Genomic DNA, 21,142 nt, shown 5'->3' on the forward strand with positions numbered 1-21,142 from the left:
CGTAAACCGGCGCGAAACTACCGCGACCCGAACGACAAGGAAAAACGCACTGAACAATCCTTGGTCGAGAAGGCAGGAAAGCACCCGCCAGGTCGCCCGAAAAACAAACCCGGCGGCAGCGAGCAGCCGGGATACCGCATGAAGCGAGCGCCCTTCTGGCAGTCTTGACTACCATCGCCCCACCCGAGCTGGCGGCTGAAACCATTGCGGCGGTATTTCCTCCTTCAAAAGGAGATGCCCGCATGACTCTTGAAGCCGCAGCCTACTTTGCAGGGATCGTTAGCGCCGTATTTACGGTTGCAATGGCTGGCCGGATGTTTGGCATCTGGTGACTTTCACATCCACTGCCGACTTTTCCGCCCCACTTACATAACCTGACACCGGGCTACCCTCCCGGCTCGCCGCTGGCCATGGCCCGAAGCCATGACGGAGAGATCAATGCCAAGAGGCCTTTACCGCGACGGCGCCGATCGAGTGATGGTGCTCTACGACCACAACTCCATGCTCATGGCCAATGAGAACTACGTGGCCCGAAATTACCTGCCTGATATCGACAAGCTGCCGACGCACGCGCAATGGGTCGCATGGCATCAGGCCAACGGGAGCGAAAGCCAGACACACGCCGAATGGCTCGAGTGGCGGAGCAGGAGCGCGCCCCTTTAACGCCCTGCCCTGTTCGACACTCTGCCTGTCAGGCCTTCATCAACCTTCCGCCGCACCTTCTCCGCCTGATCCGGCGCATCGTCGTCGCCAAATCCGGCAAGCGCACGGAAGATGCGTTTGAGCTGATCGGGCTCATCACAACTCAGTTTCGTCAGGTCGACTATATCGGGATTAGACCGCCATGGTGCCCTTGGATCGCCCGCCCGTCTTCTTGCCCACGACCATCTGCTCTGTTCTACTTTCGGTCTGTTTTAGATGGGAGGGAATGCGATGACAGATCATCCGAAACGCATGATCCTTGAATTCCTGAGAAACCACACCTTGGCGGTCATTGCGACAAGCCATCGCAATGGAACGCCGGAGGCGGCTACGATCGATTTCACGGTGCGCGACAATTTTGAGATCGTGTTCAGCGCTTTCAAGGAGACGCGAAAGTTCGGCAATCTCGCGGAGCGTCCGGGCGTCGCGTTCGTAGTCGGATGGGACGACAATATCACGGTTCAATACGAGGGCGAGGCAACAAGGGTTCCTGCCGCGGATATCGAACAATACCAGGAAATTTTCCTCAACAGCGTTCCGGCCGACAGGGTGTTCATCGAGAGAGGAGCAGTGATGTTCAAAGCAACGCCGCGGTGGGTTCGATATTCCGATTTCAACAAGGAGCCTCCCGAGTTGATCGAGATTCAATTCTGACAGACGCAACTGGCTCGGAGCGAGGCCGGCGCCGTAGGCAACCGACCCTTCAAGCCTTGTTGTTGTCGGCATGGGTGTGCATCGCCTTCAGCATGACCTCCAGAGGCGACAGACCTTCGGCGGAAGCCTTGTCCGCGATTGCCCGCGTTCGCTTTGTAGCGGCCCCTGGCTTGCGGCCAGCACCCGTTCTCTTGCCACCACGCGCCACGTTTGATTACCTTTGATTGTTTTCAAAGTAGGCAGGGTAAGATGCCATTGGTGCTTACCTGCGCTAGGTTTGCCTGGAAGGTGGCCTGCTATGAATCTCAATGACGACAATGAGCAGTTGGTCGAAACAATCTTCCGCAACGGCACGTTGACGGTTGTCGGTATCGTGCTCTCGTTTTCGCTTGGGTTCTTGACCCAATGGGCGAATAACCCGCTGCCGTGGAATTTGGTCGATGCACCATCAGTCTTGCTTCTGTGCGCCGGCATCATCTGGCAAATCGCCGCTCTGGTTGGGCTGCTAGATCAGGCTGCTCTCAAAAAGAACGTCTTCGAAAAGGCCAATCGAAGGTTTGTAATCGGGGTGATCCTGACCACCGGCGGTGTGTTCTCCGCCATCGTGATTGATCTTGCTAAACTGCTGCTCTCGCCTGGGGCATGACGCACTTCGCAGGGCTGATCCGAAAAGGTGAGCGCCTGTCTCCTGATACTTGCGAGGCGGCGAAATCGTCGACCATGTAGCCTAGAGCAGCTGATCTCTAAGCTGCCTTGCGGCCTCTCGCCGCACCCGGCGCGTATCGCAGCCTGGGTTGCATTCAGATCAACGAGGTATTCGGCGACGAAGCGCTGCCAGTTGTCAGTTAGCGACATTGCTTCCTGCCGGTCGTAGTCGACAGACCTCACCAGCAGCATTGTATCAAGTGACGTTCCGTGGACGCTTCGACGAGGGCGGCGCAGTTCTCTTTGCAGGCAACGGCATCATTGCAGGGATGGATGTTGGCGAAGTCAAATATGACGGCACGTACACCACTGGGTCCAACGGGGGCCTGGCCGGCACCGTCAATCTCAAGGCAACAAAAACCACTCAGCTGGCCGAGGCAGCAATGCGCCGCTATCCCGAGGCCTTCGCCATCAAGTCTCCTTGGCGCAGCGCCGGCGGTTTCGGTGGATAGTGCCACCGGCGTCATTCCGCAGCCTTTGCCATCCGGGCGCCATGGACCTCCGGCGGTGGGTTCGGTGGCAACGAGCGTTGCCACCAGGTGTCCCAACACCCCGCCCTTTCCCATGCCTTGAAGTCGTTCCGCAGCCGCCGCCAGGCTTCCGCGATACACGCAGTTTCATCGCGTTGGGAGAAAGCGTCATGCAACCACCCCTTGCCGAATGCGTTGGTGGGCATGGAAATCGTTCCGTCGATACTGATCAAACGCCCGGGCGTCTCATTTCAGGAGATTCGCACTGTGCCCGAAGCTGTTGAATTCCTTGAGGAATGGCCGCTGAACGCGCGCAGCCCGTTCTGGTATCTGGCCGACAACGCCATGCAGGCGGCCATCAACGGCTCCATTTCGGTGGACGAGGCGCGCGACACGTTCCAGACCTTTTGCGACGAGGCTGGAATTCTGCGGAAGCAGCCCTTCCAAGCTTGATGACGAGGCATCGACGCGCCATGTGCTCAGGTGCCCGCCACGCATAGAGGCGGACTTCGCTTGCTCAAGAAGCCGTCCAAGAAACCGGAGGAAGTGATGTCGAACAAGACTTTTGCCCACACAGTCCTGGTCAAGGACGAAGCCCACATCATCCGCGAGATCGACTGCGTCGAAACTGCCATCGAGTTTCTGGACCGTTGGCCGCACGGCAGACGCGGGCCGATCTTCGGTGCGGCCCACCGTGCCTGCCTGTTCGCCCGCGAAGGCCGCGTACCTGTCGATGTCGCAAGCAATGCGTTTGCGAGCTTCGCGCGCTCGGCCAATATCCTCCAGCACCAGTCGATGTCGATCGAGCCGTGGATGGTCGCGCCGAAGGGCAAAGGCAGCTTGCCGGTTTGAAAGCTGCTTCATTCCGCCGCCTCCAGCCATTCGGCCCGACGCATGTCGATGAACAGATCGCCCAATTCCAAACCGCCCTGCCGGCACGCCTTGGCGAACACCGCCATGTGTCGCACCAACACGACGTCAGGCAGCTGAAGCAGCACGCCGGCGCGCGCCTCGTCGCTCTCGGCGTCGTGCATCTGGCGGATGATCGGCAGCATGGCGTTGGCATCTTCGCTCATCGCCCCCCGAAAGAGGGAGACGCCGGGGCCTTGGCAGCTCCTGGAACTGCCATGCTCCCCATCGGCCGTCCGCCTTCCCATAGCCCCCCGGAAGCGGCCGACCTCACCGGTCAGAAGCCCATGGTGAAACCGACGGTGCCCTTGAGGCTGTGGCTGCCCTCAAAGCTGGTGGCGGCAAGCGCCTCGCCATGCAGGGCATATTTGCCGCCGGCCCAGCCATAGCTGCCGCCGAAGCCAAGCTCGGCACCGAGGCGCTGCGGCCTGAGCGCCACGTCGACGCCCGACACCGCCACCGCCGTGCCGTCGACAAACGCGTAGGTCAGATTGCCAACGCCGTAGACATGTTTGCCGGCGCCGAGTTCGTAATCGACGGCGATGCCGAGCCGGCCCTTCAGGCTGTCGCCGTCCTTCAGCGAGACGACAGCGCCGAAGCGGTCGGTGAAGCTGTCGAAGTCGACGGACGACCAGGCAAGCTGCGCCTGCGGCGTCAGCGACCAGCCGTCATCAAGCGCGATTTTCCGGCCGGCCTCAAGGCTGAGCGCATAACCGCTGCCGTGAATGCCGTCGCCGACCCTGCCGATGCCGGCGGCATCCAGGTCGCTGCGCAAGGTGGCGATCTGCGCTTGGCCGTCGACATAGAATCCGCTCTCGCCATACCAGCTCAATGTCGCGCCGAAACCATAGCTGGTCGTGGCGTTGGCCCCCTCGCCGAGGCCCGAGAAGATGTCGGCGCCGGCGCGGCCATATTGCGCGGTCAGCCCGCCTATCCACATGCCCTGAGCGTTGGCGGCCAGTTGGCCGTCGAGGCCGACCTGCAGCAGCGAACCGGCAATGTCGAAGCGGGCGACGCCGCTGCTCGAACTGGCTGCCTTGAGACGGCCATCGGCGCCCTCGATGCGCGCCCAGATGGCGCTTGGAGCGGCACTGCCGGCCGGCGCGGCGCCATCCAGCTCTGTCCAGTAGCGAGCGCCGACGCGCTGCTTGAGGGTGGGCAGCTCGACCATGCCGAGCAGCACCTGCGGATAGGTCTCGTAGACAGGCAAGGTCGGCGCCAGGCCCGACGAGCGCAGATACCAGTCGCCGTCGGCGGGGTCGGCAATGCCATTGTGGTAAAGGTCGTAGCGCCAGGCGCCCGCAATGGCCGGTCCGGCGAGCGCGAAGGCGCCGGCATCGGAGATGCCATCGACCTTGATGATGCGGATGCCGTCGGCGGTGGTCGCCCCACCGGCGCCGCCGACATTGATGACGCTGACCAGCGTGGTGCCGCTGCCGAGAATGCTGTTGCCGGTGATGACGACCAGGTCCGTCGGCGAGTTGTCGCTGCCGAGTTCGGTCGCAATCTCGAGCGCGCCGCCATTGCCGGTATAGTCGCCGGCCACCGTCAGCGTCGTGCCCGGCACGCGGCCCAATGTCACGCGACCGGCATTGTTCAGCGACGCGACAAGCTGATCGAAGCCGTCGAGCGCAAGCGTGCCGCCACTCAGAACCATATGCGCCGACCCGGCGCTGAAGACGTTCGCAGCCCCCGCGGCCAGCACCCCCGATGCCACGGTCGTGTCACCGGCATAGCTGTTGACGCCGTTCAGGGTCAGCATCCCCAGACCATCCTTGGTCAGGCCGCCCGCACCGGTCATTTCGGGGGCGATGCCGATATCGTAGCCATTGGTATCGATGATGCCGCCGGCGCTGCCGAGGACGATCTGCCGAGCGCCATAGTTGCGGAAGAAGGTCTCGTTGTCGTCGATGGCGCGAATGATGCCGCCATCGAGGGTGACATGCGCCGTGCCCATGCCTGCCAGGATCCCGCTGGTTTCCAGAACCCCGCGGGCGCCTGGGGTGCCCAGCACATCGAGCGTGCCGCTTGCCGCCGCGTCCGACATGCCGAGAGAGACACCGCCGCGCGCAAGAACCCGGGCGCCGTCTTCGATGGTCATGGCGCCGACGCCGTAATTGCCCAGGGTGAGATTGTAGCGGGTCATCTCCCAGCTCGACCCCACCCCCGTCACCGTGACGCTGCCGTCGCCGCCGGCATTGGCGCCCACATAGCCCTGGTTGCTGGTCACGCGGGCGCCGTCCTCGATCCGCAGGACGCCCTGGGCGCCCAGGCCGACCGTAAGCTGCTCGGCCAAGGTCCACGACCCGGCCGATGTCAGCAGCGCCTCTCCATATGCGCCGATGCCGATGATCGCGTCGTTGCCCGACACATTGGCGCCGTCCGAGATGGCGATCAGGCCCTGACCGAAATTGCCGATGTTGATCCGGCCGTTGGTCGCGACCCGGCCGCCATGGGCAACGTTCAATGTGCCGTTCCCCTCGTCGCCGATGAAAAGGTCGTTCTGCTGGGTCCAGGTCGAGGCATTGCCCTGTCCATCGACGCCCGACACGGTGACGACGCCGACGCCATCGAGGCTGGCGCCGATATAGCCGGTCTCGCTGCTGACGCGCCCGCCGGCAAGGACATCGAGCGTTCCATCGCCGCCCTGCCCGATGACGACGTTGCCAAGATTGTTCCACCATGAGCCCTGGCCGGAAACCGTCACCGAACCGGTGCTGCCGGCGTCATTTCCGACATAACCGCCGCTATCCGTCACCACCCCGCCATCGAGAATGTCGAGGGTGCCGGTGCCCTGGCCGCCGACATAGAGAAAATCCGTGTTGGTCCAGGTGGAGGCGTTGCCTGCCCCGTCGCGCCCGGTGACGATGACTGTGCCATCGCCGCCGATATCGCTGCCGACCGAGCCCTGCCTGTTGGTCAGCGTGCCGCCGTTCTGGATGGTCAAGCTGCCGGTGCCGGTGCGGCCGATCTCCAGATCCACATTGCTGTTGATGGCTGCGGGATCCGAAGGGTCGACATCGCCCCCCACGACCACCTGCTGGGCCAGCGCTGGCGCGCTGGCCAGCATCAGGGCCAAAGGCGCCACGGCCATGGGCAGGCGGCGGCAGGATGACTGGGAAATCCAAGGCGAATGGCGATGCTTTGGCATAAAAAACCGCAGATGATTCAAATACTAAGCAAGTTCTGAGAGCTTTATGCTTAATATTTCGATAATGGCGTCCCCTCTGCGCTCGCAACCAGGCGGGATCCGCTTTCGCACTGTCACGCAAAGGAAGCATCGTGGAAGCTCTGCGACCTCGTTCCGCTTCCCGGCAGGGCCAAAATCTCGATTGCCCCAGGGTTGACTCGGCAAGGCGCGGAGATAAGTTCCGCGCAGCGAGGTAACGTCCTCCCCCACAGCGGGAAAGAATGTCCGGGAACGGCCCGGCCCACTCAAGGGTCGAGGCATGTTTCGCTTGTTCTTCCAACGTGCCGCCAAAAGGCTCCGCTTCGGAGACAGCCGCCACGGATCCGCCGCCGCTTGTCCTGGTGTTCGCGACATCCGGACCCGGCAACGGTGCGCCGCCGGCCGAACCTGCTCGCCATGACCGACACTCACGATCCTCATCTTCAGGCAGACAGTTCCTCGAGCAACGGGCCCTCGAGCCGCTGGCCGCTCGTCCGCTGGTTTGCCTCGTCTGCAACCATGTCGGTGCCGCAAGCTGCCGGACCTGTGGCCTTTTCGCTGCTGGCACTGGCCATGCTCGGCGACGCCAAGGGCGGAGCCGCCATCATCCTGGCGATGACGCTGGCGCAGGTGGCCGGCGCAATTCCGATCACGCGACTGGGCAGGAACCTGCCGAGCGCCACCTTCCTCAGGCTGCTGGTGGGATTTCGCACCATTGCCCTCGCCGGCATCGCGCTATGCGCCTACTATCAGGCCTCCTTCGTCTGGCTCGTGGTGCTGGCAGCGCTTGCCGGATCGGTGAACGGGGCCGCATTCGGCTATCTGAGGTCGCTGCTCAACCACTTCACGCCCGCCTCGCGCCTGCCGCGTGCCCTGGGCATCGCCTCCACGCTCAACGAGCTGACCTTCGTGCTGGGGCCTGTCGTGGCATCGGGCCTGGGCTCCATATCGCCGGTGTTTGCGCTGCTGGCGATCACCGCACTTGGCGCGATACCGGTCCTTCTGGTCCCGCAGGCAGACATGGCAGATGTCGCAGAGGTTTCGCGCGCCGACGGCTCCGTCTTGAACCCGTCCATATTGCTGTGGCTCTGCTGCGCTGCAGCCGGCGCCTCGACGGTTGCTGCCATCGAGATCGGCGCCGTCGCCCTGGCAATGCAGTTCGGCTACGAGCCGGCCCTCGCCATCCTCTTTACCGTGCCGCTGTGCCTGGCCTCGGTCGCCGGCGGAATCTGGGTGAGCGTCCGCAACCGGATGGCGAGCAGACGCGCCGTCATCGTCCAACTGTCGGTGATGACGCTGGGGGCGGCCCTTGCCGCGTTTGGACCCTCCATCGTGACGACAGTGGTGGGAGCAATGCTCGTCGGTTTCGTGCTGGCGCCGCTTGGAACGCATTATGCCCTTGTGCTCGATCACCTGGCACCGCCACGAAAGCGGCCCGAGGTCTTTGCCCTTTTGCGCACCGCAAACGCGACCGGCGTCATTTTCGCCAGTGCCGTCATGACGGTCATCTCGCTGTCCGGCGCCCTTTTCGTGGTCACCGGCGCGATGATCGCCGCGACGCTGCTGGCCGGTTTCGCGCCCGTGGCCGCAGCCCGGCTGCCTGGAAGATGAACGCCCGAAGCAATTCCAGGAAAACTGCGCGGCGGTTTTCCGTCAGGAATTGCGCAAAAACAAAGAGAGAAAGCTTCCGCAATTCCAGGAAAACCGCGCGGCAGTTTTCCAAAGAGAAGGTTTCCGCGCTTCGAAGAAAAGCGGAAACGCCCCAGCTTCGATTTCGCCTCAAGGGTGCGCCTGGGATTGGTCGAGCGGCTTGGACCGGAAAGCTTGACGGCGCCGGGCGTGGCAGTCTCTAGTCAAGGCACGCTCGGCTGACAGAAAGGCGCTCTGATGGAAAAGATCATCCTCGACTGCGATCCCGGGCACGACGACGCCATCGCCATCCTTTTGGCGGCGGGCAATCCAGCCATCGACCTTCTCGGCATCACCACCGTGTCGGGCAACCACACTGTCGAAAACACCACGCGCAATGCGCTGTCGGTGTGCACCGCCTATGGCATCAAGGTGCCGGTTGCGAAGGGATCGCCAGGTCCTGTTATCAGCGACTAGGTCTTTGCCATCGAGATCCACGGCGACAGCGGGCTGGACGGGCCGGTGCTGCCACCTGCCTCCTTCGAGCTCGACAAGCGTCATGCGGTGGATTTCATCATCGACACCGTCATGGTGCATGAGCCAAAGACGGTCACGCTCGTGCCGGTGGGGCCATACACCAACATCGCTCTTGCTGCCCGCAAGGAGCCGCGCATCGTCGAGCGGGTGAAACGGGTCGTCGCCATGGGCGGCAGCTATACGCGCGGCAACATCACGCCCGCCGCCGAGTTCAACATCTATGGCGATCCGGAAGCCGCCGACATCGTGTTCCGCGCCAACTGGGACGTCACCATGGTCGGGCTCGACCTCACCCACCAGGCGCTGGCCACCCCGCAGCTTCAAGACAGGGTGCGCGCCGTCGGCGGCCCCATCAGCAAGTTCATCCTCGATATCTGGGCGTTCATTGCCACCACGCATGGCGGCCTCCTGCAGATCGAATATCCTGCCGTCCATGATGCCTGTTGCGTCGCCGCCATGATCGACGCCTCCGTCTTCACCACCGAAAAAGCGGACATCCGCGTCGAAACCGCCGGCCGGTGGACAAAGGGCATGACCGTCTGCAACTTCGAGAAAATGGGCGGCATGCGCCATTTCGGCGGCACCGCCAGCGAGCAGGTCAACTTCCGCCACACGGTCGCGATGCAGCTCGACCATGCCAAATTCTGCGACCTGATCGTCGACGCGCTGGAGCGCCTCACCGCCCGCAAGTCATGACCGGTCCTCAGGGCGCGGGGCAGCTGGCAGGCCGGATGCGGTCCGGCAGCTTCAGGCGTTCAAGCTTCGGAAGCGGCCAGCTGGTGGCGGCCCCCTCGCCTCTGAAGGTCTGATGGCCGGCAGCCCGCGTCACCACCCGGAGCGACGAGGACGGCAACACGATCCGCGCCGCGGCAACGACCTGATTTATCCGCGCGAGGTCAGCCACACCCCCACCAGCGTCACAGCCAGCCCCAGAAACATGGCCGGGGTCAGCGGTTCTGCAAACAGCGCCCAGGCCCACAGCATCGTCACCGGCGGGCTCAGATAGATGGCCGCGCTGACCTTCGCCACCGGGAACATGCGCAGCATGGTGTAATACACCGAATAGGCGGCAAAGGTAGAGATCAGCACGAGCCAGACCATGCCGATGGCGAACTCGCGCGTCATGGGCGGGGCGATCTCTCCTTGGGCGAGCGCGCAGATGCCGAACAGCACAGCGCCTGTCAGCGTGTGGATGCACAGGCTTTGGTGCACCGGCATGTTCAGCGTTTCGCGCCCCCTGCGCAGAACCGACGCAAAGGCGAACACCATCATCGAAGCGATGGTCAAGCCGTAGGCCCACAAGGGAGCGGTGCCGAAACTCAAGCTGTCGAAGGACACGATCAGCACGCCCGCAACGGCGATGGCGGTGCCCAGCCACTGCCGTCCGGTAAGCCGCTCGCCCAGGAGCGGTTGAGCCATGACCGCGATCGCCAAAGGCACGAGATCGGAGATCAGCGCGACCAGCCCGGTCGGCACGCGCTGCTCGATCGCCACCGCAAAACCGCCCAGATAGATGAAAACGGCCATGACGCCGAACCCGACCTGGGACATCACGGCGCGCAGACGCATCCTCGGCCCGAAAGCCAGGGCAAACGGCAGCAGCAGCACCCCCGACAGCAGCGTGCGCCAGAACAGCAGCACGGCCACGCTCGCCTGTTCGCTGGCATAGCGGACGCCGACGAACCCCGAACTCCAGCCGATCACCAGCAGCGTTGCCATCAGGGGCCAGAGAAAGCGGGACCGTGTCGGGTCCGTGGAAGACAGGGAAAGATCGGTCATGGGAAGCCCAGATGGATATCATCCCGGGTTAGCCGTTCCCTTGATGGCGCGCACATGACAAATTTCGATCAGGCGATGACATTCATTGCCGAACGGTAATCGTTTCTTGCAAAAATACCGTCCGAAGACGAATGTAATCCCCGTCAGAAGTGGATTGGCGTCGAGGCCCGGAATGAACGAGATCAATGCGAGGCGACTGGACATCGACGCGCTGCGCGCGCTTCGGGCGATCAGGCTCCACGGCGGCGTCACCCGGGCTGCCGAGGCGCTCGGCCTGACGCAATCGGCCGTGAGCCACAAGATCAAGCGCATGGAAACGAGCCTTGGCTGCCAGTTGCTGGACAGACGGCCCGGCGGCGGCATGTTTACCTCAGAAGGAACGGCGCTGCTCGACTACGCCGCAAAGATCCTCGACCTGCACGACGAGGCGCTGATCACCTTCGCCAGGTCGGATCTGGCCGGCCGGATCCTGCTGGGTCTCACCGAGGACACCACATGCTCGGACCTGTCGCGCATCCTCGGGCGCTTCCGGCGCCAGCATCCCCATGTCGCGGTGAGAACAAAGGTTCGAATGAGCCTGGTTCTGCGCGCGATGCTCGAGCGCGGCGAGATGGATGTGGCCATCGTGCAGGTTTTCGCCCATGAGGTGCGACCGACCGACCTGGTGCTGTTTCGCGAAAACCTGCACTGGGTCAAATCCCGCGAACTGCTGCTGGATCCTGAAGGACCGATCCCGTTCCTGTCCTTCGACGGCGACTGTTTCTACCGACGCTGGGCAATCGACATTGGACAGGATGGCGGGGCGGAGCTGGAAACCGTGTTCGAATGCTCAAGCGCCGCAGGCATCGTCGCTGCGGTCAATGCGGGACTGGGCGTCGCACTCCTGAGTGACCGCCATCTGCGTCCGGACATGGAGATCCTCGACAACAGCCTTCCCGCGCCCCCGCAGCTTGTCTACGTGGTGCGACGGGCGAAAAAGACGAGGAACCCTGCCCTCGAAAGCCTGATCTCCGAGATTGAGACCGAGGTCAGCCGCTACGGCAAACTGGCATTGGCAGGCTAGCCAATTCCTGTTCTCCGCCAGGAGGTGAAAGCTCTTGCTCGCGCCACAAACAGACGTCCGGCAGGTGCCGACAACAAGCTGCTGACGCTGACTATGCCGTGCGCAAGTCGAATGACGTCACACCAAGAAGAACAGCCAGCCATGGCATGTTCGTGCTCACAATATAGCTAATCTGCTTTTTGGGTCTTCCGGCAAATGGCTGACGAACGGGGATTGACTTGAAGGTCGATAGCGATAGGTTGCGCCCGTCAAGGTTCTGTCGCGACGGCCTGCGCCGACGTGACAGCTAAGAGGGAATCCGGTGCGAAACCGGAGCTGACCCGCAACTGTAAGCGGCGAGTTGTTACGCCAACGACGTCACTGGCACTTCGGTGCTGGGAAGACAGGCGAAACAGCGATGAACCGCGAGCCAGGAGACCTGCCTGACTGCTTAGGTTCCGTGGTCGGGGTGTGCCACAGGAGCGCGCGCTGTCGCGGCTGCCTCTGGCATGTCTGCGCGGCCACGTTTCCATATCCCCGCTCGCATCAGGTCGGGGATTTTTTCGTTGGAAACAGATTTTCCTTTTTCGAACTCCAAACTCAAGCCGGGCAAAGTGGCGTCCGGGCGGGCCGTATTGCTGGTCGCAAAGTCGGCATTTGCAGCGGCTCCGCATGCCGAAATGCAACGCATGGGGGCAATGGCTGCATTGTTACAGGGGGTAGCTACGGCGGTTGCCTGCTATTCCGAGCAGGGTCAGCCCTCGCTGCGCGACGCGCTCCTGTCATTGCGCGGCGGGCCTTATGAAACCATCATCGTAGTGCCGCTGGTTCTTCCGCTGGAGCCAGGATTCCTCAACTGGATCACACGCTCGCTGAAGCGCTGGCAGTCCGAACATCCAGGTGCGTGGCCGCCGATCCGGATATCCCGCGATATCGCCCAGAGCCTCCATTTCGAGCCCTTGCTCGGGGCTCTCATCAACGGTGCTTCTGCCGAGCCTGCAATTCCAACCGACGATCCCGTGAAGCTGGAAGGATCGCTGGTGCCGGCGCAGAAGCGACGGGTCCTTGTCTGCGAAGGCGGCGCCTGCAACGCGGCCGGCGCACACGCGATTTGGGGCCACCTGCGCAATGTGCAGGAAAACCGCAAGCTGCGCACGACCGGCGACGGCACGATGACCGCCAAGGCGACATGCCTCGGGCCCTGCAATCTCGCGCCCGTGCTCCAGGTCTTTCCCGAAGGCACCTATTACGGCGGCGTCACTGAGACGGCGGTCGACCGTATCGTCGAGGAACACCTGCTCGGCGGCCGGGTCGTCGAAGATTTCGCCTACCAGCCGACGGGCCGCAAACAGCGGCTGCGTCTCGTGCCCAAGAATTCCACATCTACAGGAGAGTAAGATGAACTATCTTTCGCGGACTGCATTGGCCGCGCTTGCCGCCGCCTGGTCGACCTTCGCCTTGCCTGCTTTCGCCCAGGAAGCGGCGCCTGCGGACGAGCAGGTCTTGCGGCTCGTTACGGCAAACATGCCGCGCTCGCTCGACCCCATCAACATCGATGCCCAGCGGATCATCAACAACGGCTTCGCCGAGCCGCTGGTTCATGCCACGCTCGACGGCGCAAACCTCATCCCGGCGCTCGCCAAAAGCTGGGAGCGGGTTGAACCGACTTTGTGGCGGATCGAGTTGCAGCCGAACGCCAGGTTCTGGAGCGGCGCGCCCGTCGATGCGGCGGCCGTCCAGGCATCCTTCGAGCGACACCAGGCCAAGAACACCCGCGCGGCCTCGATCCTGCGTGGCGCGACGTTCAAGGCCGTGGGTCCAACCACGCTTGAAATCCGCACCGAGAGGCCGGACCCGGCATTCCTGTTCAAGACGGTCACGATCGCTGTGCACAACGCCGCGCGCGCCGAAGAACTCGGCGATCGATACGCGCTGGAGGCCGACCTCTCCGGCTACTTCAAGCCTGCCGAGTTTGTCCCCGGCGAGCTCGTGGTGGCCAAGCCGTTCGAGGGCTACTGGGGCGAGCAGCCCAAGCTCCAGCGGCTCGAAGCCCGTTTCGTCGTCGATCCGCAGACCCGCTATCTGGCCATGCAGTCGGGCGAGGCCGACATGGATGCCAACGTCCAGTTCGAGCAGCGCCGCGCCTATGTCCGCTCCAAAGACTACAAGTTCCCTGTCGTCAACGCGAGCAACTGGAACATCTGGATGAACTACCGCAACCCTCTGCTTCAGGATGTGAAGCTGCGGGAAGCACTCAGCCTCGGCACCGATCGCAACGAGATCGTCGACGGCGTGATGGCGCCATTTGCGACGCACTCGACCGGGCACTTTCCCACCGGCCTGCCCTACGCGATCGAGACGAAGCAGGTCACCGACCCTGACCGCGCAAGGGCGCTGCTGGACGAACTCGGCTGGAAGCCTGGCGCAGACGGCATCCGCGAGCGTGACGGCAAGAAGCTCGAATTCACCGTGTTGACCTATGGCTGGTGGCAGACCGTCGCCATCGCTCTTGAGGCGCAGTGGCGCAAGATCGGCGTTTCCGCCAAGCTTCACGTCGTCGAGCCGACGGCCTCCAACCAGATCATGCTCGACGGGGCATTCGACATCGCGACCTACTGCTCGTGCGGCACAGCCACAGGCGACCTCAACGGCCAGCTCTCCAGCTTCTACCGTTCGGACGCCGTGCAGAACTGGCAACGCTACGCGAACCCTGAGGTCGACGCGCTCATCGACCAGCTGCGCACCGAAGCCGACACCGACGCTCGCTTTGCGCTGGCAAGGCAGATCCAGGAAAAAGTGTTGGCCGACACCGCGCTGATCTACGTCGCCAACGCCGAACTGATCGGCATCGCGCACAACAGGCGCGTCGCAGGCGTCGACGTCGAGCGTCCGCGCGACATCACGCCGTCGATGTACATCGCGGCGGAGTGACGAATGCTCGGCTACGCGCTCCGACGCGCCCTGGCCGGGCTTTCGGTCCTGTTCGGGATAACCGTGGTCGTCTTCCTGATGCTGCGGTTTATCCCGGGCGATCCGGCCACGGCGGTGCTGCTGACCATGGTCGAGCCCGGCCTCGATTCCGCACAGATCACCCAGCGCGATATCGATGAGCTGCGCGACCAGATGGGCCTGAACGCCCCTCTGCCGCAGCAATATGTGACGTGGCTCGGACGCGTGGCAACGGGCAATCTCGGAACCTCGCTGCGCAGTCGCCAGCCCATTGCCTACGAGCTGACGGCTCGCCTTCCAGCAACGCTGAAACTCGGAGGTGCCGCACTTGTGGTGATGTTCGTCATCGCCATTCCAAGTGGAATCCTCGGCGGCCTCTATGCCGGGCGCACCACCGATCACGTGACCCGGGTGCTGAGCCTGGTCGGAGAGTCCCTGCCGAGTTTCTTTCTTGGGGTCCTGCTCATCTATCTCTTCGCCATCACGCTGGGCTGGCTGCCGGCCATGGGCGGCAGGCGGCCGGAAAGCATCATTCTGCCTGCCGTCACGCTCGGCGTCGGCATCGCCGCGGCGACCTCACGGCTTCTTCGCGCCAGCCTGCTCGACACCCTGTCGCAGCCCTACATGCTGATGGCCGAAGCAAAGGGCATGAAGCGGCGCACGTTGCTCTTCCGTCACGCCCTGCGGCCGGCGCTCATACCGGTGATCACCGCTGCCTCGCTTGTCGCCGGCGGCCTGCTCGGCGGCACCGCCGTGATCGAGACGGTCTTTGCCTGGCCCGGAGTCGGTCGATACATGGTCGAGGCGATCGGCGGCCGCGACTATCCCGTCATCCAGGGTTTCACGCTGCTGATGGCGAGCCTGTTCGTGATCATCAATTTCGCCGTCGACATTCTTTACCGCTTCATGGATCCGCGGGTCCGCATCGAAGAGCACGGCAATGTCTGACCGCGTTCTGCACCGCTTTGCGAGCGGCCTGCGCCGCGACCCGGTCGGCATGCTTTTGCTGGCCATTGTCGTTGCAATGCTGGCCGCAGTGCTCGCCGCACCTCTCATCTCCGGCCTGAGCCCTGTCGACACCGACTTCAAGCAGGTCCTCGTGCCACCGAATGCCGTCAACTGGCTTGGAACGGACGATTTCGGTCGCGACGTCTTCACGCGGCTTCTCCACGGCGGCCGCACCTCGCTGACGGTGGCGGCCATTGCCGTGCTGATTGTCATGTCGATCGGGGTCACTGTCGGCATCGTGGCCGGCTATTTCGGAGGCGTGGTCGACCTCGTCCTGACCAAGATCATCGATGTGCTGCTCGCCTTCCCACGGCTGGTGCTGGCGATCGCCGTCGCCGCGCTCATGGGCGGCGGCATGGTACCGCTCACCATCGCCATTTCGGTCGTCGCGTGGCCGGCCTATGCCCGCATCATCCGTGGCTTCACACTTCAGCTGGCGCAGGAGGGATATGTGTCGGCCGCACGATGCCTGGGAACACCGACCTGGAAAATCCTGACCGGCCACATCGCCCTGAACCTGACCGGGCCGATCCTGGTTCTGGCGATGCTCGACATCGGAAACCTGATCCTTGCGGTCTCCGCACTCTCGTTCCTCGGCCTCGGGGTGCCGCCGCCTGCGCCTGAATGGGGCGCCATGCTGAACGAGGGTCGTGGCAGCATGGAGATCGCGCCCTGGCTGGTGCTCGCACCGGGAATGGCAATCTTCATCGTCGTATTGGCTGCCAACTATTTCGGCGACATCGTGCGTGACAGCGTCGAGGGCCGCCCCGTCCATGGCCCGCGCAACTGGCTGCGTCTCCCGCGCTGGGGCGCCAGCCGTCCCCTGCATGCGCAGGCCATCGTCGCCTCATACGAGGCGTCCCCGGATGCGGCCTCCCCTGCCCTTGATCTGCAGGCTGTCCGGGTCGAGGTCGTCGACCCTCGGTCGCCTTATTTCGGCCGGCCCATCCTCAATGAGGTGAGCCTGCGTGTCGGGCGCGGCGAAAGCATCGGGCTGATCGGCGAAAGCGGCTCCGGCAAGAGCACGGTCGCTGCCCTGGCGCTCGGCCTGACAAGGCCCCCGCTGGGCCTTGTGAGCGGTCGTGCCGCCCTGTTTGGCCAGGATACGGCTCCCTGGTCCTGGGATGATTGGCAACAGGTGCGCGGGCGGATGGCCACGCTGGTCAACCAGGATCCTCTGGCCGCCCTCAACCCCGTGCTGCGTATCGGTGACCAGATCCGCGAGGTGATGCAGGTTCACCTTGCCCCCTCCCCAGCAGCGATCGAACACAGGCTGAGCGAGGTACTGGACGAGGTTCAGCTGCCCGCGCGCGTCCTAAGGCAGTTTCCGCACGAGCTCAGCGGCGGCATGCGGCAGCGTGTCGTCATCGCGATGGCGGTCGTCAACAGGCCAAGGCTGCTCATTGCCGACGAACCGACGACGGCGCTCGATGTGTCGACCCAACTCCGTATCCTGGACCTGCTTCGCGACCTGCAGGCCCGTTACGGGCTTGCCCTGGTTTTCGTGTCGCACGATTTGCGTGTGGTCTCGCGCGTGGTCGATCGCGTGGCGATCATGCGAAACGGCACAATCGTGGACAGCGGCCCGACCGCAAAGGTGTTCGCAGACGCGTCCCATCCATATACGCGTGAGCTGCTGACGGCGGTGCCGGGCCGCCGGCTCCGCTCCGCATCTTTGAGCGAGACATGACCATGCTGTCGGTAGAGCAGCTTTCCAAACGCTATAAGGACAACAGGGTTCTCACCGATGTCTCCTTCGCAATAGGCCGCGCCGAGATCGTGGGGCTCGTCGGACAGTCCGGTTCAGGCAAGAGCACGATTGCCAGGTGCATCCTCGGCCTTGAGCGGCCGGACAGCGGTCACCTGCGATGGCATGGCCAATCGCTTGCCGACGGCATGGTGCGCCGCAGGGCCCGCCGCAGCATGCAGGCTGTATTTCAGGATCCGAGGTCCAGCCTCAACCCGCGCTGGACCATCCGCAGGATCCTGTCCGAGCCGCTGGTCAACTGGCTTCCCCGGGAAGGAGCCGAGGCACGGAACGAACGCCTTTGCCGCCTGCTCGAGCGTGTCGCGCTCACCGCCGACCTGCTCGATCGCCATCCGCACGAGCTCAGCACAGGCCAGTGCCAGCGTGTCTGCATGGCCCGGGCGCTTGCCCCGGAGCCTGAGCTGCTCGTGCTGGATGAGCCTCTCTCTGCGCTCGACGTCTCGGTTCAGGCGAGACTGATCGACCTGCTCCTCGACCTCCATCGCACGTCTGGCATCAGCTATCTGCTCGTTACCCACGACTTCGGGGTGGTTGCAGACATCTGCCAGAAGATCGTCGTCCTGGATCGGGGCCAGGTTGTGGAAGACGGCAAGGTCGACACGGTCCTGTCGCAGCCATCCCATTCGTACACGCAGGCGCTGTTGCGCGACGTGCTGCCGATGCCGCAATGGAGCGTCAGTTAGGAAGCTGCGGGCTTCGAACGCCTGGCGATCAGGCCAAACCATCGCCGGTCATGGCGAGGTGGTCAATCGGGACAATTCCCGTTCCGCCTCGGCGCGGTCGGGATCATAGACGAAGCCATGTCTGCGGCCGATTTCCTTGCGAGCCTCCAGAAAGATCCGGCCGATCTCGAAAAGGCGCTGGGTCGGCATCAACAGCAACCGTCGGCGATCCCTGGTGTCCGGCGTGCGCACCAGCGTGCCGGATGCAACCATGTCGTCGATGTGCCGGGTAATGGTGACATTGCTGGTGAAGGCCTCGAAATAGGTCGCCACCTCCTTCACCGTCAATATTTCGCCCTGCAGCCATTTGTGACCGATAAGGGTGAAGATCATGTCCGCCTCGAAGATGCTGCGCCATGGATGCTTGAGGAAGCCGCTCTTGATCATCTGCCTGCGAAATTCTGCCCGGTATTCGAGCCATGACACATCCGAAGCGAGCACGGCACGATGCTCCTGATCGAGCGCTACCTCCGAATGCCGGTCGATCGACAGCACTTCATCAAATACTTCTTTCGGTGGCAGTGGTGCTTTCCTGTTCCCCATAAGACGATTTTCCCCGTTACCGCTTGGAACTGTGTCTATTCTTCAAAAGCCAGGCATGGCAACCGCCCCCGTGGTCGGCTGCCTGGCCCCATCTCGCTGCCGCAGTATCGGCCTGGTCTCTCCCAAATTAGCAGAAGAATTGTAATTGATTGGCCCTTCGGCCTCTACACGGGCCCCGCTATAGCCTGATGGGATCAGTCGTCGTCGCCAGGCTTGCTGCGGCTCGGAAGACGAGCCGTCAAAGGAGCATCCGGCACATCTGCACCTGACGACAGGGCAGGACGACGAACATCGTCGGATGCTTCAAACCAAACCGTGGGAAGAGTTGTAATGAAGACCAGATGGCTTTTTTCTGCTGTGCTGTGCCTGCCTGTGATGGGTTGCACCAGCAGCGATGCCCGCATGACTGCGTTGCGGACCGACATGGCCAGTCGCCAGGCGAGCGCCGAAATGGCGGCCCGCCGTCCCGGTGCCACGCCACAAGATATTGAACGCGCCAGGGGTTTTGCCTCCGCGCAATCGTGCATCGACCAGCTTCAGGCGCATTCGCGCGCCGTGCAGGCACAGGAAATGGCGGTCAGGGGCGCAACCGCAGCCGTCAGCGTCGCCGGACCAGGTGGCGCACTGGCCGCTCGCGCCATGGGGCCGGTGAACAGTATGGCGATACGCGGCCAGGGCAACTACAGCGTGGCCTGCTACTAGGCGATATCGGATTTGAGGTGTTTGTCTTCATGTATTGCAACGGTTGCATCGCCTGCGTTGTTCTCGCATCACTGGCAGTATTTCAGCTATCTGCATGTCAGAGTTCCCAATCCAGTTTCCAGGGCTCGAACTTTTCTGACGAAACGAGAGCCTTGGAAAAACAGCTCAATGCGGAAGCTGCAGCATTTGGCGCAGCCCAGGGTGCAACAAGCCTCGCCGCATCCGCCGATCCGACCGGCATATCCAGTTTTATCAAGGCTCCAGCTGGACTTGCTGCACGAAACGCATTGGCCAGAAGTGCCGATGCGCGCATGGATGCCCAACTGGCCCGCGATGAGCAGGCTCTCTACCGTCGCTACGGCATGAACCCCGACGGCACGCCTTCCGGCAAGAAGCCCGGCGCCGGCAACTGAAACAGGCCCTGCTGCTGTACAAGGTCGACCTCTTCTCCACGATGACCGATCAAGAGGCCGAACGAACATTTACAGGCTACCCGCCGCGCAGCCTCCGCCGGACTGACGGCCGCCGCGTCAGCGCTTCCAGAAATCGCGGTGAGGCGCAAGCAGCTCGTCCTCGATCTCGGGGAACGGACCGAATACTTCGACGTCCTTCTGGCCGGAGGCAAGCACCGTGCGGGAGGGAAGGCTCATCGTGGGGTTTTCGGGATGGTCGCCAGTCAGTGCAAGGAGTTTGGTCTCCTCATAGCCGTAGACAAGCCGGCCTATGTTTGCCCAGTAGAGTGTGCCTGCGCACATCGCACAGGGCTCCCCCGTCGATACCAGCGTGCAGGTCCAGAGAAATTCCGGCGAATAGGCCGCCGCCGCCCGCCGCGCCAGCTCGCTCTCCGCATGATGCACCGTATCGATGTTGCCTTGGCGCATGAGGATCCCGTCGTCGGGCCCGACCAGCACCGCACCGAAGGGATGATGACCATGGGCAGCGGTGGCGCGAGCAACATCATTGGCTTCACGGATATGGGCGATCATCTGTTCTCTGGTCATGGCAGAATCCCCTCCTATTTTTACGGGCGGCTGGCTGCTCTTCCAAATGGCGACAAGGGCTCTACGATGGCGGCGACGGCCACCTGTCCACTTTCGCCGCCTACCTTTTCACCACAACGTCCAGGTGTCGATCCTCGCCTTTGCACTGGGTTGCGCGCTCGCCGTACCCACGGTCCTGCTCATGCTGATGAACGGGTGCATCCTCGGCGCGATGTTCTATGTCTTCTGGGCGAAAGGTCTTGCATACGAATTCGGCGCCGGGCTGTTCATTCACGGCAGCACCGAACTCTTCGCCATTGCATCGCCGGAGCTGCCGGGATGCGCATAGGCACGCGCATCGCCTTTCCCGGCCGGCTGTCGATGGCGTGCCCACGCTCGTCATCGCAGCGCTCCAGCCTGACGCCTTCTCCGGCGACCAGACAGCCGCGGGGCACACGGCCGGCGACCATGCCCACGCCTCCGAGCATGGCGAATCCGGCAGCTTCGAGTTGACCTCCCTGATCCTGCCGAGCGCAGGCCTTGCAGCGCTGCTCGCCATAGGCATCTGGCTGTTCTGACGGCAACGCGACGATGCCTGACAGCTGCAGGCAGGCGGCATTTGCGATAAAGGTGTCGGCAGGCGCCGATGCGCTCGGCCTTTTCCGGCGTCCCCCAGTCTTTTCCCCGTCCAAGGTGGAGATCGTGGGCATAGGGCCGAGCCGAAGCCGCCGAGCCATCGAGCATGGTCGTGCGGTCCGTCATTCACCGACCTGAGCAAAACCCGCCGCCGGTGCGTTCGGGATATGGTGAAGTCAGCTGTCGCGCTCCATACTCGGGCGACTTTTGCCGCGAGGCGACTCGCATGCATGAACGG

At 63.2% G+C, this 21,142-nt stretch carries 23 protein-coding genes, 2 pseudogenes and 1 riboswitch; of the genes and pseudogenes, 18 read left to right on the forward strand and 7 right to left on the reverse strand.

The genetic code is table 11. The features are described 5' to 3' along the window. The first annotated feature begins 438 nt into the window (after window positions 1-438). From NDO48_RS04955 to NDO48_RS04965, 3 genes are all read left to right on the forward strand, one after another. Window positions 439-663: a hypothetical protein gene (locus tag NDO48_RS04955; RefSeq protein ID WP_267320941.1), complete on the forward strand. Its 225-nt coding sequence runs from the start codon at window positions 439-441 to the stop codon at window positions 661-663. A 270-nt stretch (window positions 664-933) separates the two neighbouring features. Continuing rightward, the gene (locus NDO48_RS04960) at window positions 934-1,356 is read left to right on the forward strand and encodes a pyridoxamine 5'-phosphate oxidase family protein (RefSeq protein ID WP_267320942.1); all 423 of its coding nucleotides are present in this window, start codon (window positions 934-936) and stop codon (window positions 1,354-1,356) included. Window positions 1,357-1,654: 298 nt separating this feature from the next. After that, a complete protein-coding gene (locus NDO48_RS04965) occupies window positions 1,655-2,002 on the forward strand; it encodes a hypothetical protein (RefSeq protein ID WP_267320943.1) in 348 nt (115 codons plus the stop codon). Window positions 2,003-2,130: 128 nt separating this feature from the next. On the opposite strand, the pseudogene NDO48_RS04970 reads toward NDO48_RS04965, so the two are convergent. Further along, window positions 2,131-2,253, reverse strand: a pseudogene (locus NDO48_RS04970) (terminase small subunit); the annotation flags it as partial. Window positions 2,254-2,261: 8 nt separating this feature from the next. Here NDO48_RS04970 and NDO48_RS04975 point away from each other — a divergent pair. The 3 genes from NDO48_RS04975 to NDO48_RS04985 all read left to right on the forward strand — a co-directional run bounded on the left by NDO48_RS04975 (window position 2,262) and on the right by NDO48_RS04985 (window position 3,383). Beyond that, window positions 2,262-2,513: a hypothetical protein gene (locus NDO48_RS04975; protein ID WP_018428772.1), complete on the forward strand. Its 252-nt coding sequence runs from the start codon at window positions 2,262-2,264 to the stop codon at window positions 2,511-2,513. 222 nt (window positions 2,514-2,735) lie between these two features. Next, window positions 2,736-2,984, forward strand: coding sequence for a DUF982 domain-containing protein (locus tag NDO48_RS04980; RefSeq protein WP_018428773.1), 249 nt, complete (start codon window positions 2,736-2,738; stop codon window positions 2,982-2,984). Between the two features lie 96 nt (window positions 2,985-3,080). Continuing rightward, window positions 3,081-3,383: a DUF982 domain-containing protein gene (locus NDO48_RS04985; protein WP_026227357.1), complete on the forward strand. Its 303-nt coding sequence runs from the start codon at window positions 3,081-3,083 to the stop codon at window positions 3,381-3,383. Window positions 3,384-3,391: 8 nt separating this feature from the next. On the opposite strand, the gene NDO48_RS04990 is transcribed toward NDO48_RS04985, so the two are convergent. Next, entirely contained in the window at window positions 3,392-3,586 is a 195-nt protein-coding gene (locus NDO48_RS04990) for a hypothetical protein (protein WP_267320944.1), read from the reverse strand. 131 nt (window positions 3,587-3,717) lie between these two features. Beyond that, a complete protein-coding gene (locus NDO48_RS04995) occupies window positions 3,718-6,534 on the reverse strand; it encodes an autotransporter outer membrane beta-barrel domain-containing protein (RefSeq protein WP_267320945.1) in 2,817 nt (938 codons plus the stop codon). A 492-nt stretch (window positions 6,535-7,026) separates the two neighbouring features. Between NDO48_RS04995 and NDO48_RS05000 the strand changes: the two genes are divergently transcribed. After that, window positions 7,027-8,220, forward strand: coding sequence for an MFS transporter (locus tag NDO48_RS05000; RefSeq protein ID WP_267320946.1), 1,194 nt, complete (start codon window positions 7,027-7,029; stop codon window positions 8,218-8,220). 276 nt (window positions 8,221-8,496) lie between these two features. Continuing rightward, window positions 8,497-9,471, forward strand: a pseudogene (locus NDO48_RS05005) (nucleoside hydrolase). Between the two features lie 186 nt (window positions 9,472-9,657). On the opposite strand, the gene NDO48_RS05010 reads toward NDO48_RS05005, so the two are convergent. Beyond that, on the reverse strand, window positions 9,658-10,554 hold the full coding sequence (locus tag NDO48_RS05010; protein WP_267320947.1) for a DMT family transporter: 897 nt from the start codon (window positions 10,552-10,554) through the stop codon (window positions 9,658-9,660). A 172-nt stretch (window positions 10,555-10,726) separates the two neighbouring features. Between NDO48_RS05010 and NDO48_RS05015 the strand changes: the two genes are divergently transcribed. From NDO48_RS05015 to NDO48_RS05040, 6 genes are all read left to right on the forward strand, one after another. Then, window positions 10,727-11,617 (forward strand): LysR family transcriptional regulator, encoded by an 891-nt coding sequence (locus tag NDO48_RS05015; RefSeq protein WP_267320948.1) that lies wholly within the window; start codon window positions 10,727-10,729, stop codon window positions 11,615-11,617. 234 nt (window positions 11,618-11,851) lie between these two features. Beyond that, window positions 11,852-12,058, forward strand: a riboswitch (cobalamin riboswitch). Window positions 12,059-12,294: 236 nt separating this feature from the next. Continuing rightward, on the forward strand, window positions 12,295-12,993 hold the full coding sequence (locus NDO48_RS05020; protein WP_267320949.1) for a (2Fe-2S) ferredoxin domain-containing protein: 699 nt from the start codon (window positions 12,295-12,297) through the stop codon (window positions 12,991-12,993). Between the two features lies 1 nt (window position 12,994). Then, window positions 12,995-14,527: an ABC transporter substrate-binding protein gene (locus NDO48_RS05025; RefSeq protein WP_267320950.1), complete on the forward strand. Its 1,533-nt coding sequence runs from the start codon at window positions 12,995-12,997 to the stop codon at window positions 14,525-14,527. A 3-nt stretch (window positions 14,528-14,530) separates the two neighbouring features. Beyond that, window positions 14,531-15,493 (forward strand): nickel ABC transporter permease, encoded by a 963-nt coding sequence (gene nikB / locus NDO48_RS05030; protein ID WP_267320951.1) that lies wholly within the window; start codon window positions 14,531-14,533, stop codon window positions 15,491-15,493. After that, entirely contained in the window at window positions 15,486-17,243 is a 1,758-nt protein-coding gene (locus tag NDO48_RS05035) for a dipeptide/oligopeptide/nickel ABC transporter permease/ATP-binding protein (RefSeq protein WP_267320952.1), read from the forward strand. The genes nikB and NDO48_RS05035 overlap by 8 nt, the downstream gene beginning before the upstream one ends. Continuing rightward, window positions 17,240-18,004 (forward strand): ABC transporter ATP-binding protein, encoded by a 765-nt coding sequence (locus NDO48_RS05040; protein ID WP_267320953.1) that lies wholly within the window; start codon window positions 17,240-17,242, stop codon window positions 18,002-18,004. The genes NDO48_RS05035 and NDO48_RS05040 overlap by 4 nt, the downstream gene beginning before the upstream one ends. Before the next feature lie 48 nt (window positions 18,005-18,052). On the opposite strand, the gene NDO48_RS05045 is transcribed toward NDO48_RS05040, so the two are convergent. Both NDO48_RS05045 and NDO48_RS05050 read right to left on the reverse strand, forming a co-directional pair. Further along, complete coding sequence (locus NDO48_RS05045) at window positions 18,053-18,586, reverse strand: MarR family transcriptional regulator (RefSeq protein ID WP_157632761.1); 534 nt, start codon at window positions 18,584-18,586, stop codon at window positions 18,053-18,055. A 194-nt stretch (window positions 18,587-18,780) separates the two neighbouring features. After that, window positions 18,781-19,011, reverse strand: coding sequence for a hypothetical protein (locus NDO48_RS05050; RefSeq protein WP_267320954.1), 231 nt, complete (start codon window positions 19,009-19,011; stop codon window positions 18,781-18,783). Here NDO48_RS05050 and NDO48_RS05055 point away from each other — a divergent pair. Further along, entirely contained in the window at window positions 19,010-19,288 is a 279-nt protein-coding gene (locus NDO48_RS05055; RefSeq protein ID WP_267320955.1) for a hypothetical protein, read from the forward strand. The genes NDO48_RS05050 and NDO48_RS05055 overlap by 2 nt on opposite strands. 17 nt (window positions 19,289-19,305) lie before the next feature. Then, window positions 19,306-19,701: a hypothetical protein gene (locus NDO48_RS05060; protein ID WP_267320956.1), complete on the forward strand. Its 396-nt coding sequence runs from the start codon at window positions 19,306-19,308 to the stop codon at window positions 19,699-19,701. A 117-nt stretch (window positions 19,702-19,818) separates the two neighbouring features. Here NDO48_RS05060 and NDO48_RS05065 read toward each other — a convergent pair whose 3' ends face one another. Continuing rightward, window positions 19,819-20,289, reverse strand: a complete 471-nt coding sequence (locus NDO48_RS05065) for a nucleoside deaminase (RefSeq protein WP_026227359.1) — start codon at window positions 20,287-20,289, stop codon at window positions 19,819-19,821. Between the two features lie 124 nt (window positions 20,290-20,413). Here NDO48_RS05065 and NDO48_RS05070 point away from each other — a divergent pair, with 124 nt between their 5' ends. Together NDO48_RS05070 and NDO48_RS05075 are read left to right on the forward strand one after the other, a co-directional pair. Further along, complete coding sequence (locus tag NDO48_RS05070) at window positions 20,414-20,617, forward strand: stage II sporulation protein M (protein WP_267320957.1); 204 nt, start codon at window positions 20,414-20,416, stop codon at window positions 20,615-20,617. A 37-nt stretch (window positions 20,618-20,654) separates the two neighbouring features. Further along, window positions 20,655-20,846 carry a hypothetical protein gene (locus tag NDO48_RS05075; protein WP_018428791.1) on the forward strand — a complete coding sequence of 64 codons (192 nt, stop codon included), beginning with the start codon at window positions 20,655-20,657 and terminating at the stop codon, window positions 20,844-20,846. Window positions 20,847-21,142: the final 296 nt, after the last annotated feature.

Source organism: Aminobacter sp. MET-1 (assembly GCF_026521175.1).
GTDB lineage: Bacteria > Pseudomonadota > Alphaproteobacteria > Rhizobiales > Rhizobiaceae > Aminobacter.